Raw genomic sequence first — 25,306 nt, forward strand, 5'->3', positions numbered from 1 at the left:
CCTCATCACGTCCTCTCACCGGGGACCTCGGGGGTCCCGGCCGTGCCCGCCGCTCCTCCGGTCCCGCGCTGCCTGCGGCGCCGGGCGCGGGCCCGTACGCGTTCCAGCTCCGGGTCACCGCCCTTGCCCGGGTCCCGGGAGAGGTGGGCCGCGAGCGCGGCCACGGTGGGGTGGTCGTAGAGCTCCACCAGGGGGATGTCGCGGCCCAGGCGGCGCTTGTACAGGTTCTGCGCGCGGACGAGCAGCAGCGAATGGCCGCCCACGTCGAAGAAGTTGTGCCGGGTGCCGAGGTCGGTCCGGCCGAGCAGTTCGGTCCACACGGCGGCGACCGCGCGTTCGAGGTCGTTCTCAGGGTCCACGACGGCGACGGCGGCGGCAGGGGCCGGCTCCAGGGCGAGCAGCGCGGCGCGGTCCGTCTTTCCTGCGGCGGTCAGCGGCAACGCGGGCAGTAGGCGCAGTTCACCGGGGACCGCGTAGTGCGGAAGGCGGGCCGCGAGCCACGCACGCAACTCGGCCTCCGCCACCGGCTGTTCGGCCACGCACCACGCCGCGAGCCGGTCTCCGCCCGGTTCCCCGGAACGCACCAGGGCGACGGCCTGGCGTACGGCCGGGTGGGCGGCGAGGGCCGCCTCCACCTCGCCCAGTTCGATGCGGAAGCCCCTCACCTTGACCTGGTGGTCGGCGCGGCCGATGAACTCGACGCGCCCGTCCTCGCGGTAGCGGGCCAGGTCACCGGTCCGGTAGAGGCGCCCGCCGGGCTCGACGCCGAACGGGTCGGGCACGAACGACTCGGCGGTGCGCGCCGGGTCGTTCAGGTAGCCGCGGGCCAGCGGCATGCCGCCGATGTGGATCTCTCCCACGACGCCCACGGGCACGGGCCGCATGGACAGGTCGAGCACGTACAGGCGGGCGTTGGGGTTGGGCCTGCCGAGGGTGACGACCGCGCCGTCCTCCTCCTCGTCGAAGACCTGGCAGCTGATCCCGATGGTCGTCTCGGCGGGGCCGTAGCCGTGGTACATGGTGGCGTCGAGGCGTTCGCGGAAACGCCGGTAGAGCGCGGGGGTGAGCGCCTCGCCGCCGCACCACAGGTGCCGGATCGAGCGGGCCGCACGGCTGATGTCGTCGCGTTCGAGGAGGACCTCCAGCATCGAGGCGACGATGTAGAGGAACGTGACGCGTTCCCGCTCGATCAGCTCGGCCAGATATCCGACGTCACCGTGCGCGCCGGGGTCCGCGAGGACGAGGCGGGCACCGTTGACCAGGGGCAGGAAGATCTCGTTCACGGAGATGTCGAAGCCCATGGGCGCCTTGTGCAGGACACGGTCGTCGCTGGTCATGCCGAGGAGCGCGGACTGCCACACCAGGCGGCTCGAAATGGCCTGGTGACGGATCATCACCCCCTTGGGGGTGCCCGTGGAGCCGGAGGTGTGGATGACGTAGGCCACGTTCTCCATCGCAGGGTCGCAGCCGGGGATGTCCGGTCCTTCGACCGGGGCCGGGGGCTGTGCCAGGTCCAGCACGGGCACGTCGAGCGGTGGTGGCGCCGCGGTGTGCCGGCTGTCCGTGAGGACCAGCAGCGGGCGGCTCCGCTCCACCACGGAGCGCAGGCGCAGGGCGGGCCAGTCCGGTTCGAGCGGCATGAAGGCTCCGCCCGCCTTCAGTACGGCGAGCAGCGCGACCACCAGGGCCGGCGTACGGGCCAGGTGCACGCCCACGATGCGTTCGGGCCCCACCCCTTCGGCCCTGAGCCGGGCGGCCAGCTCATCGGCCCGCTGGTCCAGTTCTCGGTACGTGAGGGTGGTGCCGTCCGCCGCGACGGCGACCAGGTCGGGGGTGCGGGCCGCCTGCTCGGCCACCAGCCGGTGCAGCGGCCGTGCCTCGGGAGGCTCCTCGCGGGAGCGGCTCCACTCGGTCAGGGCCCTGTGCTCCTCGGCTTCCGTGAGCAGCCGCAGGTCGTCCAGCGGAGCGTCCGGGCGGGCGACCGCGTCCCGCAGGAACGTCAGGAGGTGGCCCAGCATCCGGTCCAGCGCGGTCGCCGAGAAGAGGTCGCCCCGGCCGGTGAGTCCAAAGGCGAGCCCGTCGGCGGCCTCGCGCACTTCGAGGACGAGCGGGAAGCGCGCGGTGCCGTTGTGGTGCGGGTGCTCCGCGAAGGTCAGGGAGGGGGTCTCCACCCGGCGGGGCCGCGCGGCGACGAAGGAGAACACGGCGTCGAACAGCGGGGCCTGGCCGACCGCGCCTGCGGGCCGCAGGGCCTCGACGACCCGGTCGAAGGGGACGTCCTGGTGGGCGAAGGCGTCGGCGCAGGTGTCGCGGGTACGGGCGAGGAGCGCGCGGAAGGAGGCGGCGCCTGAGAGGTCGGTGCGCAGGACGACGGTGTTGCCGAAGTTGCCGACCACGTCCTCGAACTCGGTCCGGCCCCGGTTGACGACGGGCGAGCCGACCGCGATGTCGCTCTCGCCGCTCCAGCGGTGCAGGACGGCCTGGTACCCGGCGAGCAGCGCGGTGTGCAGCGTCGCCCCGCTCCGGCGGGCCAGTTCCCGCAGGGCGCGGCTGTCGTCGGAGCCGAGAAGCGCGTCGCGCCGGACGCCGTCCGTGTCGGTGCCGCCGGTGCGGGGATGGTCGGCGGGGAGGGCGAGGGGGGCGGCCGGCTGGCCCAAGCGCCCCTTCCAGTACGCCAGTTGGCGTTCCCAGGCGCCGTCGTCGAGCTGCACCCTCTCCCACCGGGCGAAGTCGGCGTACTGCACGTGGGGGCGGGCGGGTACGGAACCTCCTGCGCCGCTCGCCACGGCGTAGCGGGCGGCAAGCTCGTCGAGGACGCGGCCCCAGGAGGTGTCGTCGAAGGCGATGTGGTGGACCGTCAGGGTGAGTACGTGGTCGGCCGGCGTGAAGCGGAACACGCGCAGGCGCATCGGCGTCTCGTCATCGAGCCGGAAGGCCCTGCGCCCCTCCTGCTCGATGGCGCGTTCCGCCGCGGACACGCGCTCGTCGTCGGGCAGGTCGCCCAGCTCGGTCACCTCCAGCGGGACCGTGTCCGGCGCGGGCAGCACCTCGCGGACCGGTGCTCCGTCGTCGCCGGACGGATAGCGGGTGCGCAGGATGTCGTGCGCCGCCACCAGGCCGGTGACGGCGGCGGCCAGCGCGTCCAGGTCGAGTCGGCCGGTGAGCCGGATGCCCCCGCACAGGTTGTAGGCGATGTCGTCCGGCCGCAGCTGCCTCAGGAACCACATGCGTTCCTCGGCGGCGGTCAGCGGGGCGGGCGCCGCATCGGCGGTGCCGTTCCCCGGCTCCCGGACGGCGACGGTGGCGTGGGCCGTATCCGGCCGCCGCACTCCCGCCTCGGCCAGCAGCAGCCGGGTGAGTTCGCGCCTTTGCTCATCGGGGGATATCTCGGTCCGGTCCTCGGTACTCGTCACTGCGCGGGTCCCCTGTTTTCTCTCTTCGGGACAGCGGGCCGGGCGCCCTGAGAGGGATTCCCGCAATTCCCGCATTCAAAGTCGTCCGACGGAGCCGGTAACCGACATCATCGGCCCCGGCCGAACGTAACAGCGGGGTACGCGGGCGTCGTCCAACTCCGGTAGCCATCGGTGTCTCCAACCGTGGTTCCGCCTCGCGCCCCGCGCTATCCCGGCCCTTGTCCAATGCCCGGCCCATATGTACGATCGCGGCTCCTCAAGCGGCCGCGAATTTCCCGGGAAGAGCCGGGCGAAAGACGATGCCCCTTTGCGGCGCCACGGGCAACGGACATGCGGGAGAAGGAGCATGACGGCCGAAATGGCAGGTTCCGAGCGATGGGTGCGCCGCCACGGGGCGAAGCCGGGCGCGCCGCGCCTGGTGTGCTTTCCGCACGCCGGTGGCGGCGCCAGTTCCTACCAGGGGTGGGCCCGGGAACTCGCACCCGAGGTGGAAATTCTTGCGGTGCGCTGCCCCGGACGCGAGGACCGGTTCGACGAGCCGCCCGCGCCGAGCATCGAGGCACTCGCGGACGAGATCGCCGCCGCGCTGCCGGTGACGCGGGAACGGCCGCTGGTGCTGTTCGGGCACAGCATGGGCGCCGCCGTCGCCTTCGAGGTGGCGCGGCGGATCGAGCGGGACTGCCCTGGCGGGCTGCTGCGGCTGTGCGTGTCGGGGCGGCCCGCACCGCACGCGGCCCTCGCCTCCGCGGTGCACCTCTTGTCGGACGACGCCCTGGTCGAGGACTTGCGCGCGCTGGAGGGCACGTCGAGCGACATCCTCGACAGCGCCGACTTCCGGTCCCTGTTCCTGCCCGCCATCCGGGACGACTACCGCCTCATCGAGACGTACCGGCCGGACCCGCGGGCGCGGATCTCCGCCCCGGTCTCGGCGTACTGCGGCACGGACGACCCGCATGTCAGCCCTGCGGAGATGCTCCGCTGGAGCGAGATCACCGCCGGGGAATTCGCCTCACATGTCTTCCCCGGCGGCCACTTCTACCTGCACGAACGGCTTGCTGAAGTGGCCGCGGAGGTGGCCCGGACGCTGGCCGCTGCGCACGGCTGCCAAGTCCCGACGGCATAGCCAGGGGCCGCGGGGCGCCGGGCCGGCCGGCGCCCCGCTCCCTCAAGCGGTGGAACGGGGTTCCGTGACGGCTCCCGCGACGCCCATCTCGTAGGCAAGGATCACCGCGTCGACCCGGTTGCGCAGGGCCAGTTTGCGGCAGATGCGGTTGAAGTGGGACTTGACCGTCGCCTCGGAGAGGACGAGGACGTCCGCGATCTGCTGATTGGTCAGTCCCTGGGCGACGAGCTGGAAGATCTGCATCTCGCGCGGGGTGAGCAGGGCGAGTTCACCGGACGGGCGCAGCGCCTGTGGCCGGTGGGTGCGGCGCAGCGCCTTGAGCACCTGGCCCACGATGCCGGGACTCATGGCGGCGCCGCCCCGGGCGACGTCCAGTACGCCGGAGACGATCTCCGAGGACTCCCGCTTGAAGAGGAAGCCGCGCACCCCCGCGCGGGCGGCACCGAGCACGCATCCGTCGGCCAGGCCGCCTTCGGAGGCAAGCAGGACCACGCCGGTACTGCCGTCGTGACGGTCTCCGACGAGCCGGCGGACGACGTCGAGGACATCGGGTCCTGGGAGGTCCGCGTCCATCAGCACCATGTCCGGCCGGTGGGTGTTCGCCAGTTCGAGCAAGGAGGCGCCGTTGGCCGCCTCGCCCTGGACCCGGAACGCCGGATCGCTTTCGAAGAGTGCGCGCAGTCCGCGGCGCACCAATGGCTGTTCGTCGCCGAGCAACAGTTTTATCCGGCTGTTACGCGCCCCTGGTCTGGGCCGCGCCGACAGCATTTCCTCCCGACCATCCACGGCTCGTATCGCACTTACGCACCGCATTGCCAGCTCCCCCATCAGACGAGTCATCACATCCGCCGGTGCGCCTGCAACGCACAGAACAGCGTGGGCCGTTATGAGCCATAGCCTATGTGAACGTTACATAAATTTGACGGAATCTAGTCTTCCGCTTTTAGGTTGGCGCGATTCCCCCTCCTTTCGGGGCGGCGGGACGCAGCGCTGGAGCCGCCGCTTCCGCCCCAGCGCCGCACTTGCACACCTTTTGCAATATGAAAACTGTTATCACTGCGCTTTACGGCTACCCTTATTCAGCCACGGGGTCTCGACCTCTTATGGTCACCATATGCCGGACCAATCCATGCATATGGCAAGGAAATTGCCCGAGCGGCCCTTACCCCGCTACTCCACCTGAACGGGCCCATAGCCTGTTTCACACGTGACAACAGTCACTGTGCCGTGGCCGGATCACGCCCACTGGATCGAGCGCAACGCCTCCTTGTCGAACGCGGCGCCATGCTCGCCGTGCTCGCCGGGCAGCGACTCCAGGAGCACGAACCGGCCCGGCATCACGGACTCGGCTCCCCGCTCCCGTACATGGGCACGCAGTTTGACCGGGCTCAGGTTCTCCACCCGCCCGTACCACGGCCGGTTGACGGGCCTGCGCGGCGGGGCGGGCTCCTCGGGGAAGCGGACCTCCGGTGCCGGGGCCGCCGCGTCCTCGACCCGGACCAGGCTCACGTCGAAGGCCCCGTCGGGCAGGGAACGGGCCCAGCTGAGGCGGACCGCGTAGGGCAGGTCGTCGCCGAGCGCCCAGATCTCCTCGGGGTCGACCCCGTCGGTGGCCGCGGCGCGGGCCTTGGCGAGCACCTCGCCCGCCACGGCGGGGCGGTCGGGCCGCGCAAGGAGCTCGGCGGCCACATGGTCGGCCAGAACGCGCGCGTTGGGCACGCCGAGCAGCCCGAGCGCCGCAGGGCGCTCGTCCCGAAGATGGCGGCGCAGTTCGGCCGCGCCCCAGCGGTCCCGCTCCCAGGGCCGCCACTCGGGCACAGCGGTGACGCCCGCGGGCAACCGGTCGAGGCGGATCACCACGTCGTAGCGGAAGCGGTTCATCTCGGTGCGACGCGCCCCCCGCCGCAGCAGCACGGCCACATGGACGACGCGCGGCAGCCGGTCGGCGAGCGAGGTGAAGTAGCTCGGGTCGATGATGAGTTCGGTGCCCGTGCAGCAGCGGCGCTCGACGAGTGCCTGCACCTTCTCGCTCGGGGCCCGCTCCGGGGCGCGGGCCAGTTCGAGGCCCGCGCCGAACGCCCGGTTCAGAGCCGCGGAGCGTACGTCCCCGATGAAGAGGAAGCCGCCCTCGTCCACCGCGTCGACGGCCTGGCGCATGACGCGGTCCAGATACTCCTCGTCCGGGAAGTACTGCGACACCGAGTTCACGACGAAGCCGTCGACGGAGCGGGGGGCCACCGCCGACATGTCGTCCGCGGGCGCCTGGAAGATGTCCACGCCGTCCGGCAGCCGGCCTCCGAACGCACCGCGGATGCGGTCCACCGCGCCCGCCGAGATGTCGCTGGCCAGATAGCGTTCGGTGCCGGGCGCCAGGCGGTGCAGCAACAGGCCCGTGCCGCAGCCGACTTCGAGGATGCGCCGGGCGCCCAGGCTCTTGATCCGGGTCACCGTGCCGTCCAGCCAGGCCCGCATGTCGTCCTCGCTCAGCTCGCCGCCGGTGTAGCTGCTCAGCCAGCCCCTGATGTCGAACGTGGGGTCGTCGGAGGCGGGCTGGGCGTACACGTGGTCGTACACGCCCTGCCATTCGGCCACGTACTGCCGGCCGAGCGTGGCCCCGTCGTCCATGACGGCGTCGTTGCGGCGGGGGACCACATAGGCCGTGCGCACCGGTATGCCGTCAGGACCGGTCCCGGTCAGCACGGCGCACTGCTCGACACCGGGGTGTGCCTCAAGGACACGCTCCAGTTCCGCGGCGGCCGCCGTGCCTTCGGAAGTCCGCGCATCGAGAGCGGGCATGTGATTCTCCTTCTCTGGGGGCAAAGTTCGGATTCGGGTGGCCGGCCACGGGAATGCGGAAAGGCGGTTCGGATTCGCCCGTATCACCACCGCAAGGTGGCCCACATGCTATCGATCTGCGATGCCGACCGGAAGACGGTTTGTTGCCGGGCAACGCAGTACATCCCACGGTTTACACCACACCCGCTTCTTGCACTCTCGGTTGCAGGGCGGAATGCCTACTCGAGTTGGAAGACCCGCGCCGGTGAACGCTGGTAGCGTCCTCGCCGATCGGTGCCCGGCCGCCAGGGCAGCGCGAATGAAGAGCTACCGTCGGGGTGATATTCACATGGCAGAGAACGTCATCGGCGAAATACCCGAGTGGGGGCCTGAATGCGTTCGGGAATTGCAGGAGACGCTCCTGTCGAATAATTCGCCCTTTCCCTGCACTTTCGCGGTGTCGGGGACCAAGCGGGACAGTCTGCGCTTCGGCTTCGTGGACTCCCTCGACGACCGGAGCACCTGGGACTCGCTCGGCGCCACGCTCACCGAGTACCTGGCCGGATATCAGGAGCTCGGCCGTGAGACGTCGTTGATCGTCTTCTTCCGGCCGGACGGCCGCACCCGCACGATGGACGAGTACCGGGGGACGTTCTGGTCGGTGCTCCAGCATCTGCACGACACGGACGAGAGCCCGTGGCCCGCACAGGTGCCGCGGGACACGGACGACCCGTGGTGGGAGTTCAGCTTCGGCGGCACTCCGATCTTCGTGGTCTGCAACACCCCCGCGCACGTGCTGCGCCGCAGCCGGCACAGCCCCGTCTTCTTCATCACCTTCCAGCCGCGCTGGGTGTTCGAGGAGCTGGGCGCCGACACGCCGCCCGGGGCCGCGGCACGGCGCATCATCCGCAAGCGGCTCAGCCGCTACGACGCCGTCGAGGCCTCCCCGGAACTGGGCTCGTACGGCGACCCGGACAACCGGGAGTGGCGGCAGTACTTCCTGGCCGACACACCCGAGGGACCGGAGACCGGCGAGGACCGCTGCCCCTTCCGGTCCCAGGACGTCGAACGCGTACCCGCGGGTCAGGCCACAGGGCTCGACAGCACCATGCGCTTGCAGCCGAGGACGGTCGGCGACGTGTAGGGCACCGGTGGCTCGGCGAAGCGCAGTTCACCGCAGCGTTCGAGGAGCATGCCGAGCGCGATCCGGGCCTCCATCCGCCCCAGCGGTGCGCCGATGCAGAAGTGGATGCCGTGGCCGAAGGACAGGTGCGGGTTGGGGCTGCGGGTGATGTCGAAGGTCTCGGGGTCGGTGAACTGCCGCTCGTCGTGGTTGGCCGAGAGCACCCAGGACGCCACCATCACGTCGGCGGGGATCTCCACACCGCCGAGTGTGGTGTCGCGCGTGGTCAGCCGGTACGCGAGCGGGGCGGGCGGGCTGTGGCGCAGCACCTCCTCCAGGGCGCCGGGGACTGCCGCGGGGTTCGCGCGCAGTGCGGCGAGGGCCTCCGGGTTGTCGTCGAGGCAGAGCAGGCTGTTGCCCAGGAGCAGGGTGGTGCTGATGTGTCCGGCGAGCAGCAGCATGAGGGTGGTGGTGAAGACCTCGGTGTCGCTGAGCCGTTCGCCGTCCACCTCGGCGGCCACCAGCCGGCTGAGCACGTCGTCGGACGGCTCGCGGCGCCGGTGCGCGGCGTGATCGAGGAGGTAGTCCTGCATCTCCAGGAGCAACGCGTCCATGTTCCCCGGCAGTTGCAGCCGCTCCGCGTCGACCGCGCCCGCGTCGTGGTTGGCGGTGACCAGGGCGTCGGCCCAGCCGCGGAACATCGCGTGATCGGCCGCCGGCACGCCGAGCAGCTCCGCGATGACCGTCACGGGCAGCGGGTTGAAGAACGCGGTCACCATGTCGACCTCGTCCCGGCCCGCCATGGCGTCGAGGAGTCCCGCGGTGATCTCGGTGATCTTTCCTTCGAGTTGCTGGACGGCGCGGGGTGTCAGGGCCTGAGCGACCAGCTTGCGCAGCTTGCTGTGGCGCGGCGGGTCGGTGACGCTCAGGTGCCCCTCCAGCAGGTTCGGGACCGGACGGCCCTCGGGCGTGGTCTTGGCCGCTCCCCTGGCCGGAACCAGTCTGGCGAAGTCGGAGGAGAAGGTCTCCGGGTCCTTCAGCATGTGCTGGGTCTCGGCGAAGCCGAATACCTGGCAGGAGCGAGTGGCCTCGTCCCAGAGCACCCGGTTCTCCCGGCGGTTTCGGGCCAGCCACTCACGCAATAGCCGCCCGCCGTCCTCACTTGAGGGCGGTGGGCTGGTCACGGTCTCGGTCATCGGTCCACTCCCCATTCGCGGCCGTGTCGGGTTCACAGGTCGGTCCGCCCGGCCACCATAACCACGAGGTGGGCGGCTTGCCCAGGAACCTCAACTGCGGGTCGTAGAGGGGATTTCCACCCCTGGTTGGACGACTCCGTTCGCGTCCCGTTGTTAGCTTCTTATCCGCTCCAGGCCGCGTGCGAACAGTGCGCCTCCAGCGGCGCCAAAGAAAGGGAAAGAAACTCATGTCCCCTGTTTCGCGTATCAAGAGCGCGCCGGACGATCCCAATGGAATTGTCCGGCGATACGCAGCGAATACGCCTTTCCGCAGTGCGACGGCAGATGAGCTGGTCAACGAGGACAATCCCTTCCGGCGGCCGGTCCGCCCGCACGACCTGGGGTTCCTGGACTACGGCACGCCGCTGACCGCCGACCGGGCGCTGCGCCTGAGCGCGCTCCTCGGCCACCGGATGCTGCGCACCGTCCACGACGCCGACCTGCTGTTCGTGCCGGCCGCCGGCGAGGGCCACCCGAGCGCCGCCGACGCCGAGGCGTTCCGCTCGCTGGACAACCGCGTCCTGGCGCTGCGGGCGGGTCAGGTCCTGGAGAACCACCTGTTCCACTGGCTGGACGAGGAGCGCACGCCGCTGGAAGGCGGACCCGACGCTGTCACCCGCCACGTGCAGGGCGTCCTCGAGGAGCGGCGGGCCCGCCCCGGCCGCGCGCTCGAGGTGGCGCGGTCCTGCCGCCACCGCACGGACGCGGCGACGTTCGCCCTGGTGCAGCTGACGGCCGCGCGCCCCGCGGTGCAGAGCGCCGTGAGCCGCGGCCTGCTCGGCGACCACGACCCCGCCCACCCCGCGCTGCGTGGCCTTCTCCTTGACGACCTCCGCGACCGCGCGGACCGCGCGCCGCACTACCGGGCGCTGCTGGCCGGTGCGGAGCTTTCCGCCGAACCGTACGCCTACTGGCAGTTCCTGCTCGGCTCCTCGCTCGCGGGCGCCAACCACCTGCACTCGGTGGCCCGCGACCACGCGCGCCTCGGTGAGTTCCTGGGCGCCTGGGTCCACCACCGCCTGGACGAGGCCGTCACGGCGGCCGCGTACGGCGAGGTGTTCCAGGAGGCGTTCGGGGACGAGGGCGCCGCGTACTTCACCGACGCGCCGCAGCTGACCGGCGAGGGCCTCGCGGCACTGGCCGGGGCGCTCCTCGACCCGCTCGTCGACCGGTTCGGGGCCGGCGCAGCGCACTCCTTCCACCGCGGTTTCGAGGACGCGCGACGGCTCGCCTCGGTGTCCGACGAGGACCTCGCCGTGCAGCTGGACTGGGCGGACCGGCTCGACGAGTACAAGGTCAAGGCGGAGAAGCTCTCCGCGCTGATCGCGGAGAACGGCATCGAGGTCGACCTGGAGACGTTCGTGGAGTCCCACGAGGAGACCTCCACCACCCATGTGCACGACGACCACCGCCTCGTCGTGGTGGAGATCGGGCAGATGCACTTCTGGAACAACGTCGGCCAGATGATCCCCATGGAGGAGGGCGACAAGCTGCTCATCCCCGCCGAGCGGCTGCACGGCTCGATGGTGCGGTCGGGGACCTGCACCTACCACCAGCCCGTGATCTCCGAGGAGTTGCTCGGCCAGGTCTGAGCCGGGCCGTTCCCGCTCCACCCCGCAACACCGCTCCCAGGGCTGCCGCCCGGTACTTCGCGAAGGACTTCCGGTGACACTTCCGGCAACAGACGAGCAGGACGGCAGCGCGTACCGCGTCGTCGTCAACGACGAGGGGCAGTACGCGCTGTGGCCGGCCGGCCGGGCCGACCCGCCCGGCTGGCGGCACGAGGGCACCACGGGGTCCCGCGTGCGGTGCCTGCACCGCATCGAGGAGGTCTGGGCGGACATGCGCCCGGCGTCGCTGCGGCGCCTGATGGACGGGCAGGCGGGGGTGCGGTGAACGAGGCGACGTACGACCACGGGCTCCCGGAGCGGGGAGAGCAGGGGCCGCGGGGAGACGACGACCGGATCGCGGTCGTGGGCTTCTCCGGCCGCTATCCGGGGGCGGCCTCGCCCGAGGAGTTCTGGCGGCTGCTCCACGACGGCGCGGAGGCGCACACCGAGTTCACCGAGGAGCAGCTGCGCGCGTCCGGGGTGCCGGACGCGCTCCTGGACGACCCCCGCCTGGTGCGCCGCCGTCCGGTCCTTGACGGGGTGGAGTTCTTCGACGCCGCGTTCTTCGGCTGCACCCCGCGCGAGGCCGAGCTGATGGATCCGCAGCAGCGGCTGTTCCTGGAGTGCTCCTTCGAGGCGCTCCAGTCGGCCGGGTACGATCCGGCGGCCTTCGCCGGGTCCGTCGGGGTGTTCGGCGGCGGCGGGCCGACCTCGTACTGGCAGCGCCATCTGTCGGCGGACCCTGCCTACCTGCATGAAGTCGGCGATTTCCAGGCACTGTTGGGCAACGAGAAGGACTTCCTCGCCCCGCGGGTCTCCTACCGCCTCGACCTGCGCGGGCCGAGCATGAGCGTGCTCACGGGCTGTTCGTCGTCCCTGGTGGCGGTGCACCTGGCGGTGCAGAGCCTGCTCGGCGGCGAGAGCGACCTGGCCCTGGCGGGCGGTGTGACCGTGTACTTCCCGCAGCGTGCGGGCTACGTGCACAACGAGGGAGGGGTCAATTCGCCCGACGGCCGCTGCCGGGCCTTCGCCGCCGACGCGAACGGCACCGTGCCGGGGGACGGAGCGGGCGTGGTGGCCCTCAAGCGCCTCGCGGACGCGCTGGCCGACGGCGACCAGGTGCTCGGCGTGCTCCTCGGCACGGCCGTGAACAACGACGGCGCGCACAAGGTGGGCTTCACCGCGCCGAGCGTCGGCGGCCAGGCCGAGGTCATCGCGGAGGCGCTGGCGGTCGCCGGTGCCGAGGCCGAGTCGATCTCGTACGTCGAGACACACGGCACCGGGACCCCGCTGGGCGACCGGGTCGAGGTCGCCGCGCTGACCGAGGCGTTCGGCACGGAGAAGCTCGGCTACTGCACGCTCGGCTCCCTCAAGCCGAACATCGGCCACACGGACACGGCGGCCGGCGTACTCGGTCTCATCAAGGTGCTGCTCGCGCTGCGCCACGAGGAGATCCCCCCGGTCGCCAACTGCGCGGTGCCGCACCCCGACATCGACTTCCCCAGCACCCCGTTCCGCGTGAGCTCCCTGCCCACGCCGTGGCCCCGGGGCACCGAGGCGCGCCGCGCGGGTATCAGCTCCTTCAGCGTGGGCGGCACCAACGCCCACATCGTCGTGGAGGAACCGCCGCTCCCGCTCCCCTCCCCCGCCGACGATGGCCCCCAGCTCCTGGTGCTCTCGGCCCTCGGTGACGCCGCACTGCAGCGCTCAGGGGCCGCGCTCGCGGACGCCCTGCGCGCCGACACGGCCCCGGATCTGGCCGATGCCGCGCACACCCTGCGGGTCGGGCGGCGGGCCTTCACCCACCGCATGGCGCTGGTGTGCCGGGACCGCGCGGAGGCGGTGGCCGCCCTGGACGGCACGGGCATCACACCCGTCACCGTGGGCCGCAGCGACCCGACCGGGCCCGCCCCCGACGTGGCGTTCCTCTTCCCCGGTCAGGGCAGCCAGCGCCTCCACATGGGGCGCGGGCTCTACGAGACGCAGCCGGCGTACCGCGCCGTGGTCGACGAGTGCGCCGAGCTGCTCGCCCCCGAGCTCGGCGAGGACCTGCGCGCGGCGCTGTTCCCCGACCCCGGCGACGCCGACGCCGTCGACCGGGCGACACGGCGCCTCACCGAGACACGGCTCGCCCAGCCCGCCCTCTTCACCACGCAGTACGCCCTGGCCCGGCTGCTCGGCACCTGGGGCGTGTCCCCAACGGCCCTGCTCGGGCACAGCATCGGCGAGTTCACCGCCGCGTGCCTGTCGGGGGTCGTCGCGCTGCCGGACGCGTTGCGCGTGGTCGCCCTGCGGGGCCGGCTGCTCCAGGAGTGCCCGCCCGGCGCGATGGCCTCCGTGCCGCTGGCCGCCGACCGGGTGCGTGAACTGGCCGACTCCGTGGGCGATGTGTCGGTGGCGGCGGTCAACGGCCCGGAGCAGACGGTGGTCTCGGGGCCCGTCGCGGCCGTCGACGAGCTGACCCGGCGGCTCACGGCCGAAGGGCACCGCGTCACCGGGCTGCGGACCTCGCACGCCTTCCACTCGGCGCTGACGGCGTCCGCCGTGGAACCGTTCACCGCCGCACTGGCCGGGGTGCCGCTCCACGCGCCGGAGGTGCCGTACGTGTCGAACGTGACCGGCACGTGGATCACGGCGGAGCAGGCCACCGACCCGGCCTACTGGGGACGGCAGTTGCGTGATCCCGTGCTCTTCGCGGACGGCCTGCGGACCCTGCGCGAGGTACCCGGGCGCACGCTGCTCGAGGTCGGCGCGGGCAACACGCTGCGGGCCCTCGCCGGGCGCGGCACCGGCCCGGGCGGTGCTCCGGTCGTCGCCACGCTGGGCACCGACCAGGACGCGGCCGACGCGGGGCCGCTGCTGGACGCCGTCGCCCAACTGTGGGTGCGCGGTGTGCCGGTGGACCTCGGTGCGCTCGGCGGGGAGGGGCCGCGGCGCCGCGTCGCGCTGCCGACCTACCCCTTCGAGCGGCAGCGCTACTTCGTCGACGTCCCCACCGGCCCGTCGGCCGCGCCTGCCCTGTCACCCTCCCCCTCCGCCCGCACGACCTCCCCCGCCCCCGCCGAGGCACCGCACGAGCCGCGCCTCACCCGGTACGAGCGGCCCGAGCTGCCCACCGCGTACACCGCGCCCCGTACGGCGCTCGAGGAGACGGTGGCGGAGGTCTGGCAGGACGTCATGGGCGTCACACCGGTCGGGGCGCACGACAACTTCTTCGACCTGGGCGGCCATTCGCTGCTCGCGGCCCAAGTAGTCACCCGGCTCCAGGACCTGCTGCCGGTGACCCTCACCGTCACCGACCTGCTCTCGCAGGCACAGACCGTCGCCCAGACGGCCGAGGCCGTGGAGCGGCGGCTGCACGAGAAGCTGCTCGCCATGTCGGACGACGACGCCGCGCGGCTGCTCGGCGACTGACCCGCGCACCGCCCAGCGGCACCCGAGAACATCCCAGCGCCCGCCACCGGGCACGAGCGAAGGTTGACGCCCCATGGTTCCACCTGGTCCCCTCGCGGGCGGCACAGAGCTGTCCGCGACGAAACAGCGGCTGATGGAGAAGTGGCTGACCGGCGGCGCGGGACCGCAAGCGCCCCGCATCCCCCGCCGGGGCCTCGACACGGCCGACCTCTCCTTCGCGCAGGAGCGCCTGTGGTTCCTCTCCCAGCTGCACCCGGAGAGCTCGTACCACCACATGGTGGAGGCGATCCGCGTCCGCGGCCCCCTCGACAGGGACGCCCTGACGTACGCCCTGGAACAGGTCGTACGACGCCATGAGGCGCTCCGCACCGTCTTCCACGTGATCGCGGGCGAACCGCGTCAGGTCGTCCTCGCGGAGCAGCCGCTCGCCTTCGACGTCGACCCGCGGGTGCGGGGCGAGGACGAGGCGGTCGAGCGGCTGCGGCGGGACTCCGACCGGCCGTTCGACCTCGAACGGGGTCCGCTCGTACGGTTCCTCCTGACGCCGCTGGGCGCCGACGACCACGTCCTGATGGTGACCATGCACCACCTGGTCGGCGACGGCATGTCCATGGGCATCCTCTTCCGGGAGCTGTTCGCCTGGTACGCGGCCCGCACCGGCGGGCAGGAGGCGCCCGCGCTCCCCGCCCTCCCGCTCAGCTACCCGGACTTCGCCCAGTGGCAGCGCGACCTGCTGCGCGGCCCGGAGCTGGAGCGGCGCCTCGCCCACTGGGGCCGCATCCTGCGCGAACCCCTGCCCACCCTGAACCGGCTGACCGACCGCCCCCGCCGCGGCCGTACCAGTCTGCGCGCCGTCAGCCGGGCCTTCACGCTCACCGAGCCGGTGGCCACGCGGCTGCGGGCGCTGGCCCGCGAGCATCAGGCGACCCTGTTCATGGCGCTGCTCGCCGGCTTCAACACGCTGGTGCACCTGCGCTCGGGCGACGAGGACATCGTCACCGGATCGGTGGTGCACGGCCGCGACCAGCCCGAGGTGGAGCACCTCATCGGCTTCTTCGCCAACACCCTGGCCCTGCGCTTCGACCTGTCGGGCGGGCTCACCTTCACCGAGATCCTGGAACGTACGAGGGGGACCTGTCTGGAGGCGTACGCCCATCGGGACACCCCGATCGAGGTGGTGGCCGCCGAGCTGCGCCCGGGACGCAACGGCGGCGACAACCCGCTGTTCCAGGCGGCCGTGGTGGGAGAGAACCCGGCGGGGGCCGCGCGCATGGGCGACCTGGAGGTGGCGGCCTTCGACTTCGGCCTCGACACCTCCGAGTTCGACCTGGTGCTGCACTACTGGGAGACCGAGGGGCGGATCGAGGGCGGGGTGCGCGGCAGCGTCGACCTGTTCGACCCGGAGTCCGTCGACCGGTTCACCGCGGATCTGGAGCGGCTGTTCACCGCCGTGCTCGACGCGCCCGGCGTTCCCGTGACCGAACTAGGCCTCCTGGGCGACTCGTTGGGGCAGCCGTCCACGCCGGTTTCGCTCACCGCGGCGGTGCCGGTTCCACACGAGTCCGCCGCCGCGGCCCCGGACGACGATGCGTCGCTCACCGCCACCGAGCGGGAGGTCGCGGCCGTCTGGCGCGAGGTGCTCGGACTGCGCGAAGTCGACCCCGACGAGGACTTCTTCGACGCGGGCGGGCATTCGCTGCGGGCCGTGCGGGTGCTGCTGCGGCTGCGCGAGCGGCTCGGCGTGGACCTGCCCGTCCAGGTGTTCTTCGAGGCGCCCACGGTGACCGCGCTGGCCGCCGTGTTCGACCGGGCGCGCGCCGAGGGGGGCACCGGGGCCGGACAGGAGGCCACAGCCGACGCGGAGGCGGCGGTGCTGCGGGCCGATGCCGTGCTCGACGAGGACATCGTCTGTGCCGGGGCTCCGGTCGACCCGGCACGCGTCGCCGCGCCGGAGCACCTGTTCCTCACCGGCGCCACGAGCTTCCTCGGCGCCCATCTGCTGGCCCGGCTGCTCGACGTGACGGGGGCGCGGCTGCACGTCCTGGTGGACGCCGAGGGGCCCGGCGAGGCCGAGCGGGCCCTTGCCCGCGCGCTCGCCCGCTTCCGCCTCGACGTGCCGATGGACCGGGTGACCGTCCTCGCGGGCAGCCTGCGCGAGCCGCTGCTCGGCCTGTCGCCGATGACGTTCGCGCGCCTCGCGGGCACCCTCGACGCCATCCACCACGTCGGCTGCGAGGCCAACCTGGCCCAGCCCTACGCCCGGTTGAGGGCCGCCAACGCGGGCGGCACCGCGGAGGTGCTCAGGCTCGCGGCCCGGAGCCGTACCAAGCCGGTGCACTACGTCTCGTCGCCCGGCGTGCTCTTCGCCCGCGACACCGAGCCGGGCGTCCTGCGCACGGACGGCAGGGTGGACGCCGACGCGGTACTGCCCTCCGGCTATGTGCGCAGCCGTTGGGTGGCCGAGGAACTGGTCGACGAGGGCAGGCGGCGCGGCGTGCCGGTCTCCGTGTACCGGCCGGGGCGGCTCGGCGGTGACTCGGTGACCGGCGGCGGGGACCCCGATTCGGCGTTCTGGCGGTTCATCGGCGCCTGCGCCGGTCTCGGCGCGGTGCCCGACTTCGGCCCTGACGCCGACTTCGATCTGGTGCCCGTCGACTTCGCGGTCGCCGCCCTCGTCGAACTGTCCCTGAGCGGTACGGCGTCGGGCGGCACGTACCACCTCGCCAACCCGGTGCGGACCCGGCTCGACGCGGTCGTGGCCCGGTTGCGCGCGGCCGGCTACCGGCTGGTGGAGACCGACCCTGAGCGCTGGGCGCGGCTCGTGTCCAAGGACGTCCTGGACGCGGGCGGTGACGAGGGTTCGGTGCCGGTGGCCGCGCTCGCCGGTGCCTCGCACGGCATGCCCGGCTTCGGCAGTCTGCGTCTGGACGTCACCGGCACGCTCGACGCGCTCGCCGGGACCGGGGTGAGCTGCCCGGTCGTCGACGGTCCGCTCCTCGACCGTTACGTGGACCACCTCATCGGCGCGGGGCTGCTGCCACCACCGCGGCCGGACCGGGCCGATGACGGCCCCACCCGCATCCCCCACGCCCCGAGAGACGTCCGAGACTCCCGATCGGAGAACCCCGTATGAGCACCGGCCTCGCCCGTGACCCCGGCGGTGCGGTGCCGCGCGGCCCCCGCCTGCCCCTGCTGCCGCCGTCGTCCGGCGGCCCCCGCGCCGTCCACCGGGCTGCCCTCGGAGCCGGCCTGTGGCGCGGCCTCACCGAAGGCGCGCGGGCCGCGGGCCTGGACCCGACCGCCGTGCTGCGCACCGCCTTCACCGAGGTCATCGGCCTGTGGTCGCGCGATCCCCGGTTCGCGCTGCGGGAGCGTACGGCGTCCGGCTGCCGCGTCCTGGTGGCGGACGCACTCGGCGACGGCGGGTTCGCCGGCCGTGCCGCCGCGCAGTCCCCCGCGGCGCCCGGCACGACGGCCGTGGACCCGGTGGCCGGGGTCACCGACGCGGATCTCGATCCACTGGTCGAGTTCACGGACGCCGTGACGGGCGAACCGGTGGCGGCACCTCCGGGCCCGGCCCCGGTCCTCGCGCTTGGTGTGGCGGCGGCGGGCGGCCGGATCGAAGCCGTCTGGGAGCACGCCCCCGGCGTACTGCCCGACGGCATGCTGGCCGACATGGCCGAGTCCTGGCTCGCGCTGCTGACCTCGCTGGGCGGGGGCCCTTCGGCGTGGACCGCGCCGGCCTCACCGGTGCGGTTGCCCGCCGCGCAGGAGAAGCAGCGCGCGGAGGTCAACGCGACGGCGGCGCCGGTGCCCGAGGGGCTGTTGCAGGAGGCCGTGGCCCGGGCCGCCGAGCCCCGCCCCGGGCACACCGCGATCGTCTCGGGCGAACGCCGGGTCTCCTACGGGGAGTTGATGAGCCGGGCCCGCCGTATCGGGCGGCGGCTCCGGGAGCTGGGTGCGCGGCCCGGTGATCCGGTGGCCGTGTGCATGGAGCGGGGCTGGGAGCAACCGGTGGGCCTGCTCGGCGCGTTGGAGTCCGGCGCCGCCTGGCTGCCGCTCGATCCCGGGCTGCCCGCGGACCGCCGGGAGCGGCTGCTCGACATGACCGGCGTACGCCTCGTCCTCACGCAGCGGAAGGTGGCCGGGCGGTGGGAGTGGCCGCGCGGCGTCACCGAACTCGTGGTGGACGACGACGCGCAGTGGGCGGACGTCGACGACGGCCCGCTGACGCCCGCCCAGAACCCCGAGGACCCCGCCTACCTGCTGTTCACCTCGGGCTCCACGGGCACCCCCAAGGGTGTGGTGGTGCCGCACCGGGGCGCGCTCAACACGCTGGTCCATGTGATCGAGCGGTATGGAGTCACGGACCGCGACCGGGCCATCGGCCTGTCGGCGATGAGCTTCGACCTGTCGATCTGGGACATGCTCGGCACGCTGTGCGCCGGGGCCACGCTGGTCCTGCCGGACGCGGGCACCGACCGGGACCCCGGGCACTGGCTCGACCTCGTCCGCCGGGAGGGCGTTACCACCTGGCTGGGTGCCCCGGCGCTGTTCGAGCTGTTCTGCGAGCAGGTGGAGCGCGATCCCGAGCCGTGGGTCGCCTCGCTGCGGCTGCTCATCCTGGGCGGTGACTGGATTCCGCTGTCCCTGCCCGAGCGCGCCAGGGACATCGCGCCGGACGTCCGGTTCGTCGGACTCGGCGGCAACACCGAGGCGTCGATCCTCTCCAGTACGTACGACGTGGACGAGGTCGATCCGGCGTGGCCGAGCATCCCGTACGGCAAACCGCTGCCCAACCAGACGCTGCACGTGCTCGACGCGGCGCTGCGGCCCAGGCCCGTGGGCGTGCCCGGTGACCTGTACATCGGCGGGGCGGGGCTCGCGCTCGGCTACTGGCGCGACCCCAAGCGCACGGCCCAGGCGTTCATCAGCCACCCGGTGACCGGCGAGCGGCTGTACCGCACCGGCGACGTGGCGCGGTTCCTGCCGGACGGCAACGTGGAGTTCGTCGGCCGCGAGGACTTCCAAGTGAAACTGGACGGCCACCGCATCGAGCTGGGCGAGATCGAGGCGGCGCTGCGGTCCCACCCCTCGGTCGGCACGGCGGCGGTCGTCGCCCTGCCGCGCCAGGACGGCGAACTGGGCAACCAGGCGCTCGCCGGATACGTGTCCCCGGCCACCGGGACCCGGCCTCGCGTGGCGGAGCTGCGCGAGCACATCGCCGCACGTCTTCCGCACTACATGGTGCCCGCGCACCTCCTCGTCATGGAGGCGCTGCCGCTGACCGCGCACGGGAAGGTCGACCGCGGCGCGCTGCCCCGGCCGGGCACCGTGTCCGGCGAGGACACCGCGGGCGGGCCGCGCACCGGTCTTGAGGAGCTGGTGGCCGGCCTGTGGTCGGAACTCCTCGGCGTGGACCGGGTGAGCGTGCACGACACGTTCTTCGAACTGGGCGGCAATTCGCTGCTCGGGATCCGCGTGATGAACCGGCTGCGCGAGCGGCTCGGCATGGAACTCGACCCGCACAGCGTGTTCCGGCACCGCACGGTGGCCGAGCTGTGCCGGGCGATCGAGAGCGAGCGTGACCGGTCGGGCGACGGGCCGGACGCCGCCGCGCTGCCCGCCGTGCGGCCCGACCCGGCGTCGGCGTACGAACCGTTCCGGCTCACCGACCAGCAGCAGGCGTACTGCGTGGGCCGCACAGGATCGCTCTCCTCCGGGAACGTCTCCGCCCACATGTACCTGGAGTTCGAGGGCGAGCACCTGGATGTGCCGCGGTTCAGGGCCGCCTGGCAGCGCGTGGTGGACCGGCATCCGATGCTGCGCGCGGTGGCGATGCCGGAGACGATGACCCAGCGGGTCCTCGAAACGGTGCCGCCGTACGAGATGCCGGTCGTCGACCTGCGGGCGGCGGACGAGGACAAGGTGCGCCGCGGCCTCACGGAGATCCGCGAGCGCTACTCGCACGAGGTGCGCCCCGTCGACGTCTGGCCGCTCTTCGACGTGGTGGTGGCCGAGCTGCCCGAGGACCGGTTCCGGGTGCACTTCAGCATCGACGCGCTCTGCGCCGACTTCGCCAGCATCCGCATTCTCTGGGACGACCTGACGCTGTTCTACACGGACCCGGACGCGGCTGCGGCGCCGCCCGCCATGGCCTACCGGGACTACGTCCTCACGACGGCGGACCTCTCCGGCACGGAGGCGCACCGGCGCTCGGCCCAGTACTGGGAACGGCGGCTGGCAGACCTCGCGCCCGCGCCGGGGCTGCCCATGGTGCGCACCCCGGAATCGGTGGAACATCCGCGGTTCGTCCGGCGCTCGGTGCGGCTCGCGGCCGACCGCTGGCGGCGGGTGACGGACCGGGCCGCGGAGGCGGGTCTGACGCCTGCGGGGCTGCTGCTCGCGGTGTACGCGGAGGCGCTGGCGCCGTGGGCCCAGGCGTCCCGGTTCACGCTCAATGTCACCAACCTCAACCGGCTCGGCGCGCACCCCGACGTCAACGACACCGTCGGCGAGTTCGCCTCGTTCGCCCTGGTCGAGGTGGACGCCGCCGCGCCCGGCGACTTCACCGGCCGGGCGCGCCGGGTGCAGGAGCAGCTGTGGAGCGACCTGAGCCATTCCTATGTCAGCGGAGTCCATCTGCTGCGTGAACTGATGCGTATGCGCGGCGGGTTCGACGGTGCGCTGATGCCGGTGGTGTTCACCAGCGCGGTGCCGCTGAGCGGCGGCAGGAGCACGCTCCTGGACGGCTCGCTGCGCCAGACGGGCGGCATCACCCAGACCCCGCAGGTCTGGATGGACCTCCTGACCGAGGTGCAGGACGGCGCTCTGGTCGTCAACTGGGACGTGAACGCGGCCCTGTTCGACCCGGGAATGGTGGACGACGTGTTCGCCGGGCTGAGCTCGCTCCTGGAGCGGCTGGCCGACGACCCCGCCGCGTGGTCGGCGCAGGAGCCCCTCGACGCGCCGCCGCGCCGGGGCCCCGACGGCAGGGAGCCGGGCGACGGCGGCCGTCGTCCGCTGCCGGAGCGGCTCGTGCAGGACGCCTTCCTCGATCAGGTGGCCGCGCGCCCCGACGAGGTGGCGGTCGTCGCCGACGGCCGGACGCTGACGTACGGGGAGCTGCACCACGAGGCCTGCCGGGTCGCCGCGTGGCTCCGGGCGAACGGCGCCGCGCAGGACCGGCCCGTCGGTGTCGTACTCGACAAGGGCTGGGAGCAAGTCGCGGCCGTGTACGGGGTGTTGTACGCGGGAGCGCCCTACCTCCCCCTGGACGCGGAGGCTTCCCCCGGGCGTGTGACGGGGCTGCTCGACCAGTGCGGGGTGGACCTCGTCGTCACCCGGCGGGATCTCGCTCCCCTGGCGGCCGGGCGGCGAGCGCTGTGCCTGGACGCGCTGCCGGACGAGGTGCGGTCGGTGGCCCCGGCGCCTCCGGATGCCGGGGCCCAACCGTCCGATCTGGCCTACGTGCTGTTCACCTCGGGCTCGTCCGGGCGGCCCAAGGGCGTGATGGTCGAGCACCAGGGCGTCGTCAACGCCCTGCGCGAGACCGCGGAGACCTTCGCGATAGGTCCGGACGACCGGGTCCTTGCGCTGACCGCGCTGCACCACGACATGTCGGTGTTCGACCTGTTCGGGGTGCTCGGCGCGGGCGGCACGCTGGTGCTGCCGCGCGCCTCGGAGCGGCGCGAGGCGGCGCACTGGGCGCGACTCATGAGCGAGCACGGCGTGACCCTCTGGAACTCGGTGCCCGCGATGATGGAGATGCTGGTGGAGCACCTGGGCGCGCACAGCGGCCCGTTGGAGGGGCTGCGGCTCGCCTTCCTGGGCGGTGACTGGCTCAACGTCGCCACGGTGCGCCGGCTCTCCGAGGAGGCAGGTGTGCGGGTGGTGAGTGTGGGCGGACCCACCGAGACCACGCTGTGGAACATCTGGCACCCCGTGGACGACGCGCACAGGCTGGCTCCGGAGCAACGGAGCGTCCCGTACGGCACCCCCATCGCCAACACCCGCTACCGCATCCTCGACGAGCGCATGCGGGACCGTCCGGTGTGGGCGACCGGTGAGATGTACTGCTCCGGAGTGGGCGTGGCGCGCGGCTACTGGGACGACCCGGAGCGGACGGCGGCCTCGTTCCTGACGCATCCGCGGACCGGCGAGCGCCTGTACCGGACCGGTGACCTGGGCCGCTTCCTGCCGGACGGGAGCATCGAGTTCGTCGGGCGTGCCGACTTCCAGGTCAAGGTGAACGGGCACCGGATCGAGCCGGGCGAGGTGGAGGCGGCGCTCCTCGCGCACCCGGGCGTCACCGCGGCCGTGGTGACCGGGCAGCGGCGCACCGACCGGGCGGGCCACCGGGGCCTGACCGGGTACGTCGTGCCGGCCGCCGGGAGCACGGACGTCACCGACGCCGCGCTGCGGGCGCACCTGCGGACGACACTGCCTGAGCACATGATCCCTTCGGTGTTCGTGACACTGGACGCGTTGCCGCTCAACGCCAACGGCAAGGTGGACCGCTCGGCGCTGCCCGAGCCGCGCCCGGAACTCTCCGGCACTGCGGGGGATGCGCCGCGGTCGGCCGTCGCCGAGGTGTGCGCGCGGGTGTGGGCCGAGGTGCTCCAGGTGGAGGCGGTCGGCGAACAGGACAACTTCTTCGCGCTCGGCGGGGATTCCGTCCTGGCCACCCGGATCGTGACGCGGTTGCGCCAGGTGTTCGCCTCGGACGCGGTGACGCTGCGCACCGTGTTCCTGTCGCCGACGGTGGCCGGACTCGCGGCGGGCGTGGTCGCCGCCGAGGAGGCGCCGGGGCAGGCCGAGGCCATGGCCGGCGTACACCTGCGGGTCGCGCGGATGTCGCCCGAGGAGGTCGAGCGCGAGCTGTCGGCCCGGCGCGCCGCGGCCGGGAGCGGGGCGGGAGCGTGAGCGCGGACCCGGCGCGTGAGCGGCGCCCGCTCCTGCACGAACTGGTGGCCCGCCAGGCCGCGTTGACGCCGGACGCGGAGGCCGTCGTGAGCGGCCGGGAGCGGCTGAGCTACGGAGAGCTCGAAGAGGCGGCGCAGCTCCTCGCCGGGCATCTGCGCGGCCTGGGCGCGGGCCCGGAGACCCTGGTCGGCATCTGCCTGGGGCGTTCGCCGTGGATGGTGGTGGCGATGCTCGCGGTCCTGAAGGCGGAAGCGGCGTACGTACCGATCGATCCCGCGTTCCCGTTGGAGCGCAGGCAGTTCATCCTGCGCGACAGCGGCGCCGGGCTGATCGTGACCGAGGAGTCGCTGCGGGAGAAGTGGCCGGACCGGCCGTGCACGGTGGTCTCGCTGGACCGCGACTGGGACCGCATCGCCCGGGCGCGGCCGTGGACCGGCGAAGGCACGGGCCAGGAGACCCAACTGGCGTACGCCCTCTACACATCGGGCTCCACCGGGCGGCCCAAGGGCGTAGCGGTGGAGCATCGCAGCGCGGCGGCCTTCCTGGCCTGGGCACTTGAGCGTTTCACGCCGGACGAGCTGCGGTACACCCTGGCCTCGACGTCCATGTGCTTCGATCTGTCGGTCTTCGAGCTGTTCGCGCCGCTGGCGGCGGGCGGCACGGTGGTCCTGGCGGAGACGGTGTTCCATCTGCCGGTGGCCGCCGCGGACCGGCCGGTGACGCTGGTGAACACCGTGCCCAGCCTCCTGCTCGACCTGCTGCCCTGCGGGCCGCTGCCCCCGTCGGTGGTGACGGTCAACCTCGCGGGTGAGGCGCTGCCCGCCGCACTCGCCCGCCAGTTGTACGCGACCGGCACGGTGGAGCGGGTCCACAACCTGTACGGGCCGTCCGAGGACACCACGTACTCGACCTGGAGCCTGGTCGGGCGGGACGTCGACAAGCCGTTGATCGGCCGCCCCATCACGGGCACCACCGCCCACGTCCTCGACGCCAAGGGGCATCCGGTGGCCGACGGTGAGGCCGGGGAGCTGTACCTGGGCGGCGACGGCCTCGCGCGCGGCTACCTGGGGCGTCCCGCCCTGACGGCGGAGCGATTCATCCCCGACCCGTTCTCGGAGCGCCCGGGTGCGCGCCTCTACCGCACCGGCGACCTCGCGCGGCGGCTGCCGGACGGCGATCTCGACTACCTGGGGCGGGCCGATCAGCAGGTGAAGGTGCGAGGCCTGCGCATCGAACCGGGTGAGATCGAGGGCGTGTTGATGGAGCATCCCGGCATCCGGCGCGCCGCGGTGCTCGCCCGGGGCGGGAGCGCGGACGAGGTCGGGCTCGTGGCGTACGTGGTGAGCGAGGGGGACGCCGACTTCGCCGCGGTGCGGCGGTTCCTGCGGGAGCGGCTGCCGTCCTACATGGTGCCGGGGGTGTTCGTGCCGGTGGAGTCCATCCCGCTGACGGTGACGGGGAAGGTCGACGTCGGGGCGCTGCCCGCGACCGCTCCGTGACCGGGCAGCACCGGCACCGACACCGACACCGACACAATTCCGTCGCAAGAGGGCGGCCATTTCCTTTCGGAGGCGCCCTTCAAAGCCGCGGAAATCGAGTGCTACACTCACGCAACCATGCGCGGTAAGGTAAGCCTTACTCTGAATGGCGGCGCCGCTCCGGAATTGAATCGGAAACGATTTTCAATG

The 25,306-nt window shown here is 72.7% G+C and carries 12 protein-coding genes; 8 read left to right on the forward strand and 4 right to left on the reverse strand.

Annotated features, from left to right (window positions below; translation table 11 throughout):
• Positions 1-5 precede the first annotated feature (5 nt).
• Positions 6-3,413, reverse strand: a complete 3,408-nt coding sequence (locus ACFVYR_RS00580) for an amino acid adenylation domain-containing protein (protein WP_384247058.1) — start codon at positions 3,411-3,413, stop codon at positions 6-8.
• 346 nt (positions 3,414-3,759) lie between these two features.
• Here ACFVYR_RS00580 and ACFVYR_RS00585 point away from each other — a divergent pair, with 346 nt between their 5' ends.
• On the forward strand, positions 3,760-4,536 hold the full coding sequence (locus ACFVYR_RS00585; RefSeq protein WP_384247061.1) for a thioesterase II family protein: 777 nt from the start codon (positions 3,760-3,762) through the stop codon (positions 4,534-4,536).
• Between the two features lie 42 nt (positions 4,537-4,578).
• On the opposite strand, the gene ACFVYR_RS00590 is transcribed toward ACFVYR_RS00585, so the two are convergent.
• Both ACFVYR_RS00590 and ACFVYR_RS00595 read right to left on the reverse strand, forming a co-directional pair.
• Positions 4,579-5,253 carry a LuxR C-terminal-related transcriptional regulator gene (locus tag ACFVYR_RS00590; RefSeq protein WP_384247063.1) on the reverse strand — a complete coding sequence of 225 codons (675 nt, stop codon included), beginning with the start codon at positions 5,251-5,253 and terminating at the stop codon, positions 4,579-4,581.
• A gap of 519 nt (positions 5,254-5,772) precedes the next feature.
• A complete protein-coding gene (locus ACFVYR_RS00595) occupies positions 5,773-7,332 on the reverse strand; it encodes a methyltransferase (protein ID WP_384247065.1) in 1,560 nt (519 codons plus the stop codon).
• 328 nt (positions 7,333-7,660) lie between these two features.
• Here ACFVYR_RS00595 and ACFVYR_RS00600 point away from each other — a divergent pair, with 328 nt between their 5' ends.
• Positions 7,661-8,455, forward strand: coding sequence for a YqcI/YcgG family protein (locus tag ACFVYR_RS00600; RefSeq protein WP_384247067.1), 795 nt, complete (start codon positions 7,661-7,663; stop codon positions 8,453-8,455).
• Here the strand turns inward: ACFVYR_RS00600 and ACFVYR_RS00605 are convergent.
• Positions 8,395-9,630, reverse strand: a complete 1,236-nt coding sequence (locus ACFVYR_RS00605) for a cytochrome P450 (protein WP_384247069.1) — start codon at positions 9,628-9,630, stop codon at positions 8,395-8,397. The genes ACFVYR_RS00600 and ACFVYR_RS00605 overlap by 61 nt on opposite strands.
• A 227-nt stretch (positions 9,631-9,857) precedes the next feature.
• Here ACFVYR_RS00605 and ACFVYR_RS00610 point away from each other — a divergent pair, with 227 nt between their 5' ends.
• The 6 genes from ACFVYR_RS00610 to ACFVYR_RS00635 all read left to right on the forward strand — a co-directional run bounded on the left by ACFVYR_RS00610 (position 9,858) and on the right by ACFVYR_RS00635 (position 25,117).
• Positions 9,858-11,261 carry a hypothetical protein gene (locus ACFVYR_RS00610; RefSeq protein WP_384247072.1) on the forward strand — a complete coding sequence of 468 codons (1,404 nt, stop codon included), beginning with the start codon at positions 9,858-9,860 and terminating at the stop codon, positions 11,259-11,261.
• Positions 11,262-11,334: 73 nt separating this feature from the next.
• Positions 11,335-11,565: an MbtH family protein gene (locus tag ACFVYR_RS00615; protein ID WP_384247074.1), complete on the forward strand. Its 231-nt coding sequence runs from the start codon at positions 11,335-11,337 to the stop codon at positions 11,563-11,565.
• Complete coding sequence (locus tag ACFVYR_RS00620; RefSeq protein ID WP_384247077.1) at positions 11,562-14,693, forward strand: type I polyketide synthase; 3,132 nt, start codon at positions 11,562-11,564, stop codon at positions 14,691-14,693. The genes ACFVYR_RS00615 and ACFVYR_RS00620 overlap by 4 nt, the downstream gene beginning before the upstream one ends.
• A gap of 73 nt (positions 14,694-14,766) precedes the next feature.
• On the forward strand, positions 14,767-17,826 hold the full coding sequence (locus tag ACFVYR_RS00625; RefSeq protein ID WP_384247079.1) for a thioester reductase domain-containing protein: 3,060 nt from the start codon (positions 14,767-14,769) through the stop codon (positions 17,824-17,826).
• Positions 17,823-23,618: an amino acid adenylation domain-containing protein gene (locus ACFVYR_RS00630; protein WP_384247082.1), complete on the forward strand. Its 5,796-nt coding sequence runs from the start codon at positions 17,823-17,825 to the stop codon at positions 23,616-23,618. Before ACFVYR_RS00625 ends, ACFVYR_RS00630 begins: the two co-directional genes overlap by 4 nt.
• On the forward strand, positions 23,615-25,117 hold the full coding sequence (locus ACFVYR_RS00635; RefSeq protein ID WP_384247084.1) for an amino acid adenylation domain-containing protein: 1,503 nt from the start codon (positions 23,615-23,617) through the stop codon (positions 25,115-25,117). The genes ACFVYR_RS00630 and ACFVYR_RS00635 overlap by 4 nt, the downstream gene beginning before the upstream one ends.
• The last annotated feature ends 189 nt before the right edge of the window (positions 25,118-25,306 follow it).

Source organism: Streptomyces sp. NPDC058284 (genome assembly GCF_042881135.1).
GTDB lineage: Bacteria > Actinomycetota > Actinomycetes > Streptomycetales > Streptomycetaceae > Streptomyces.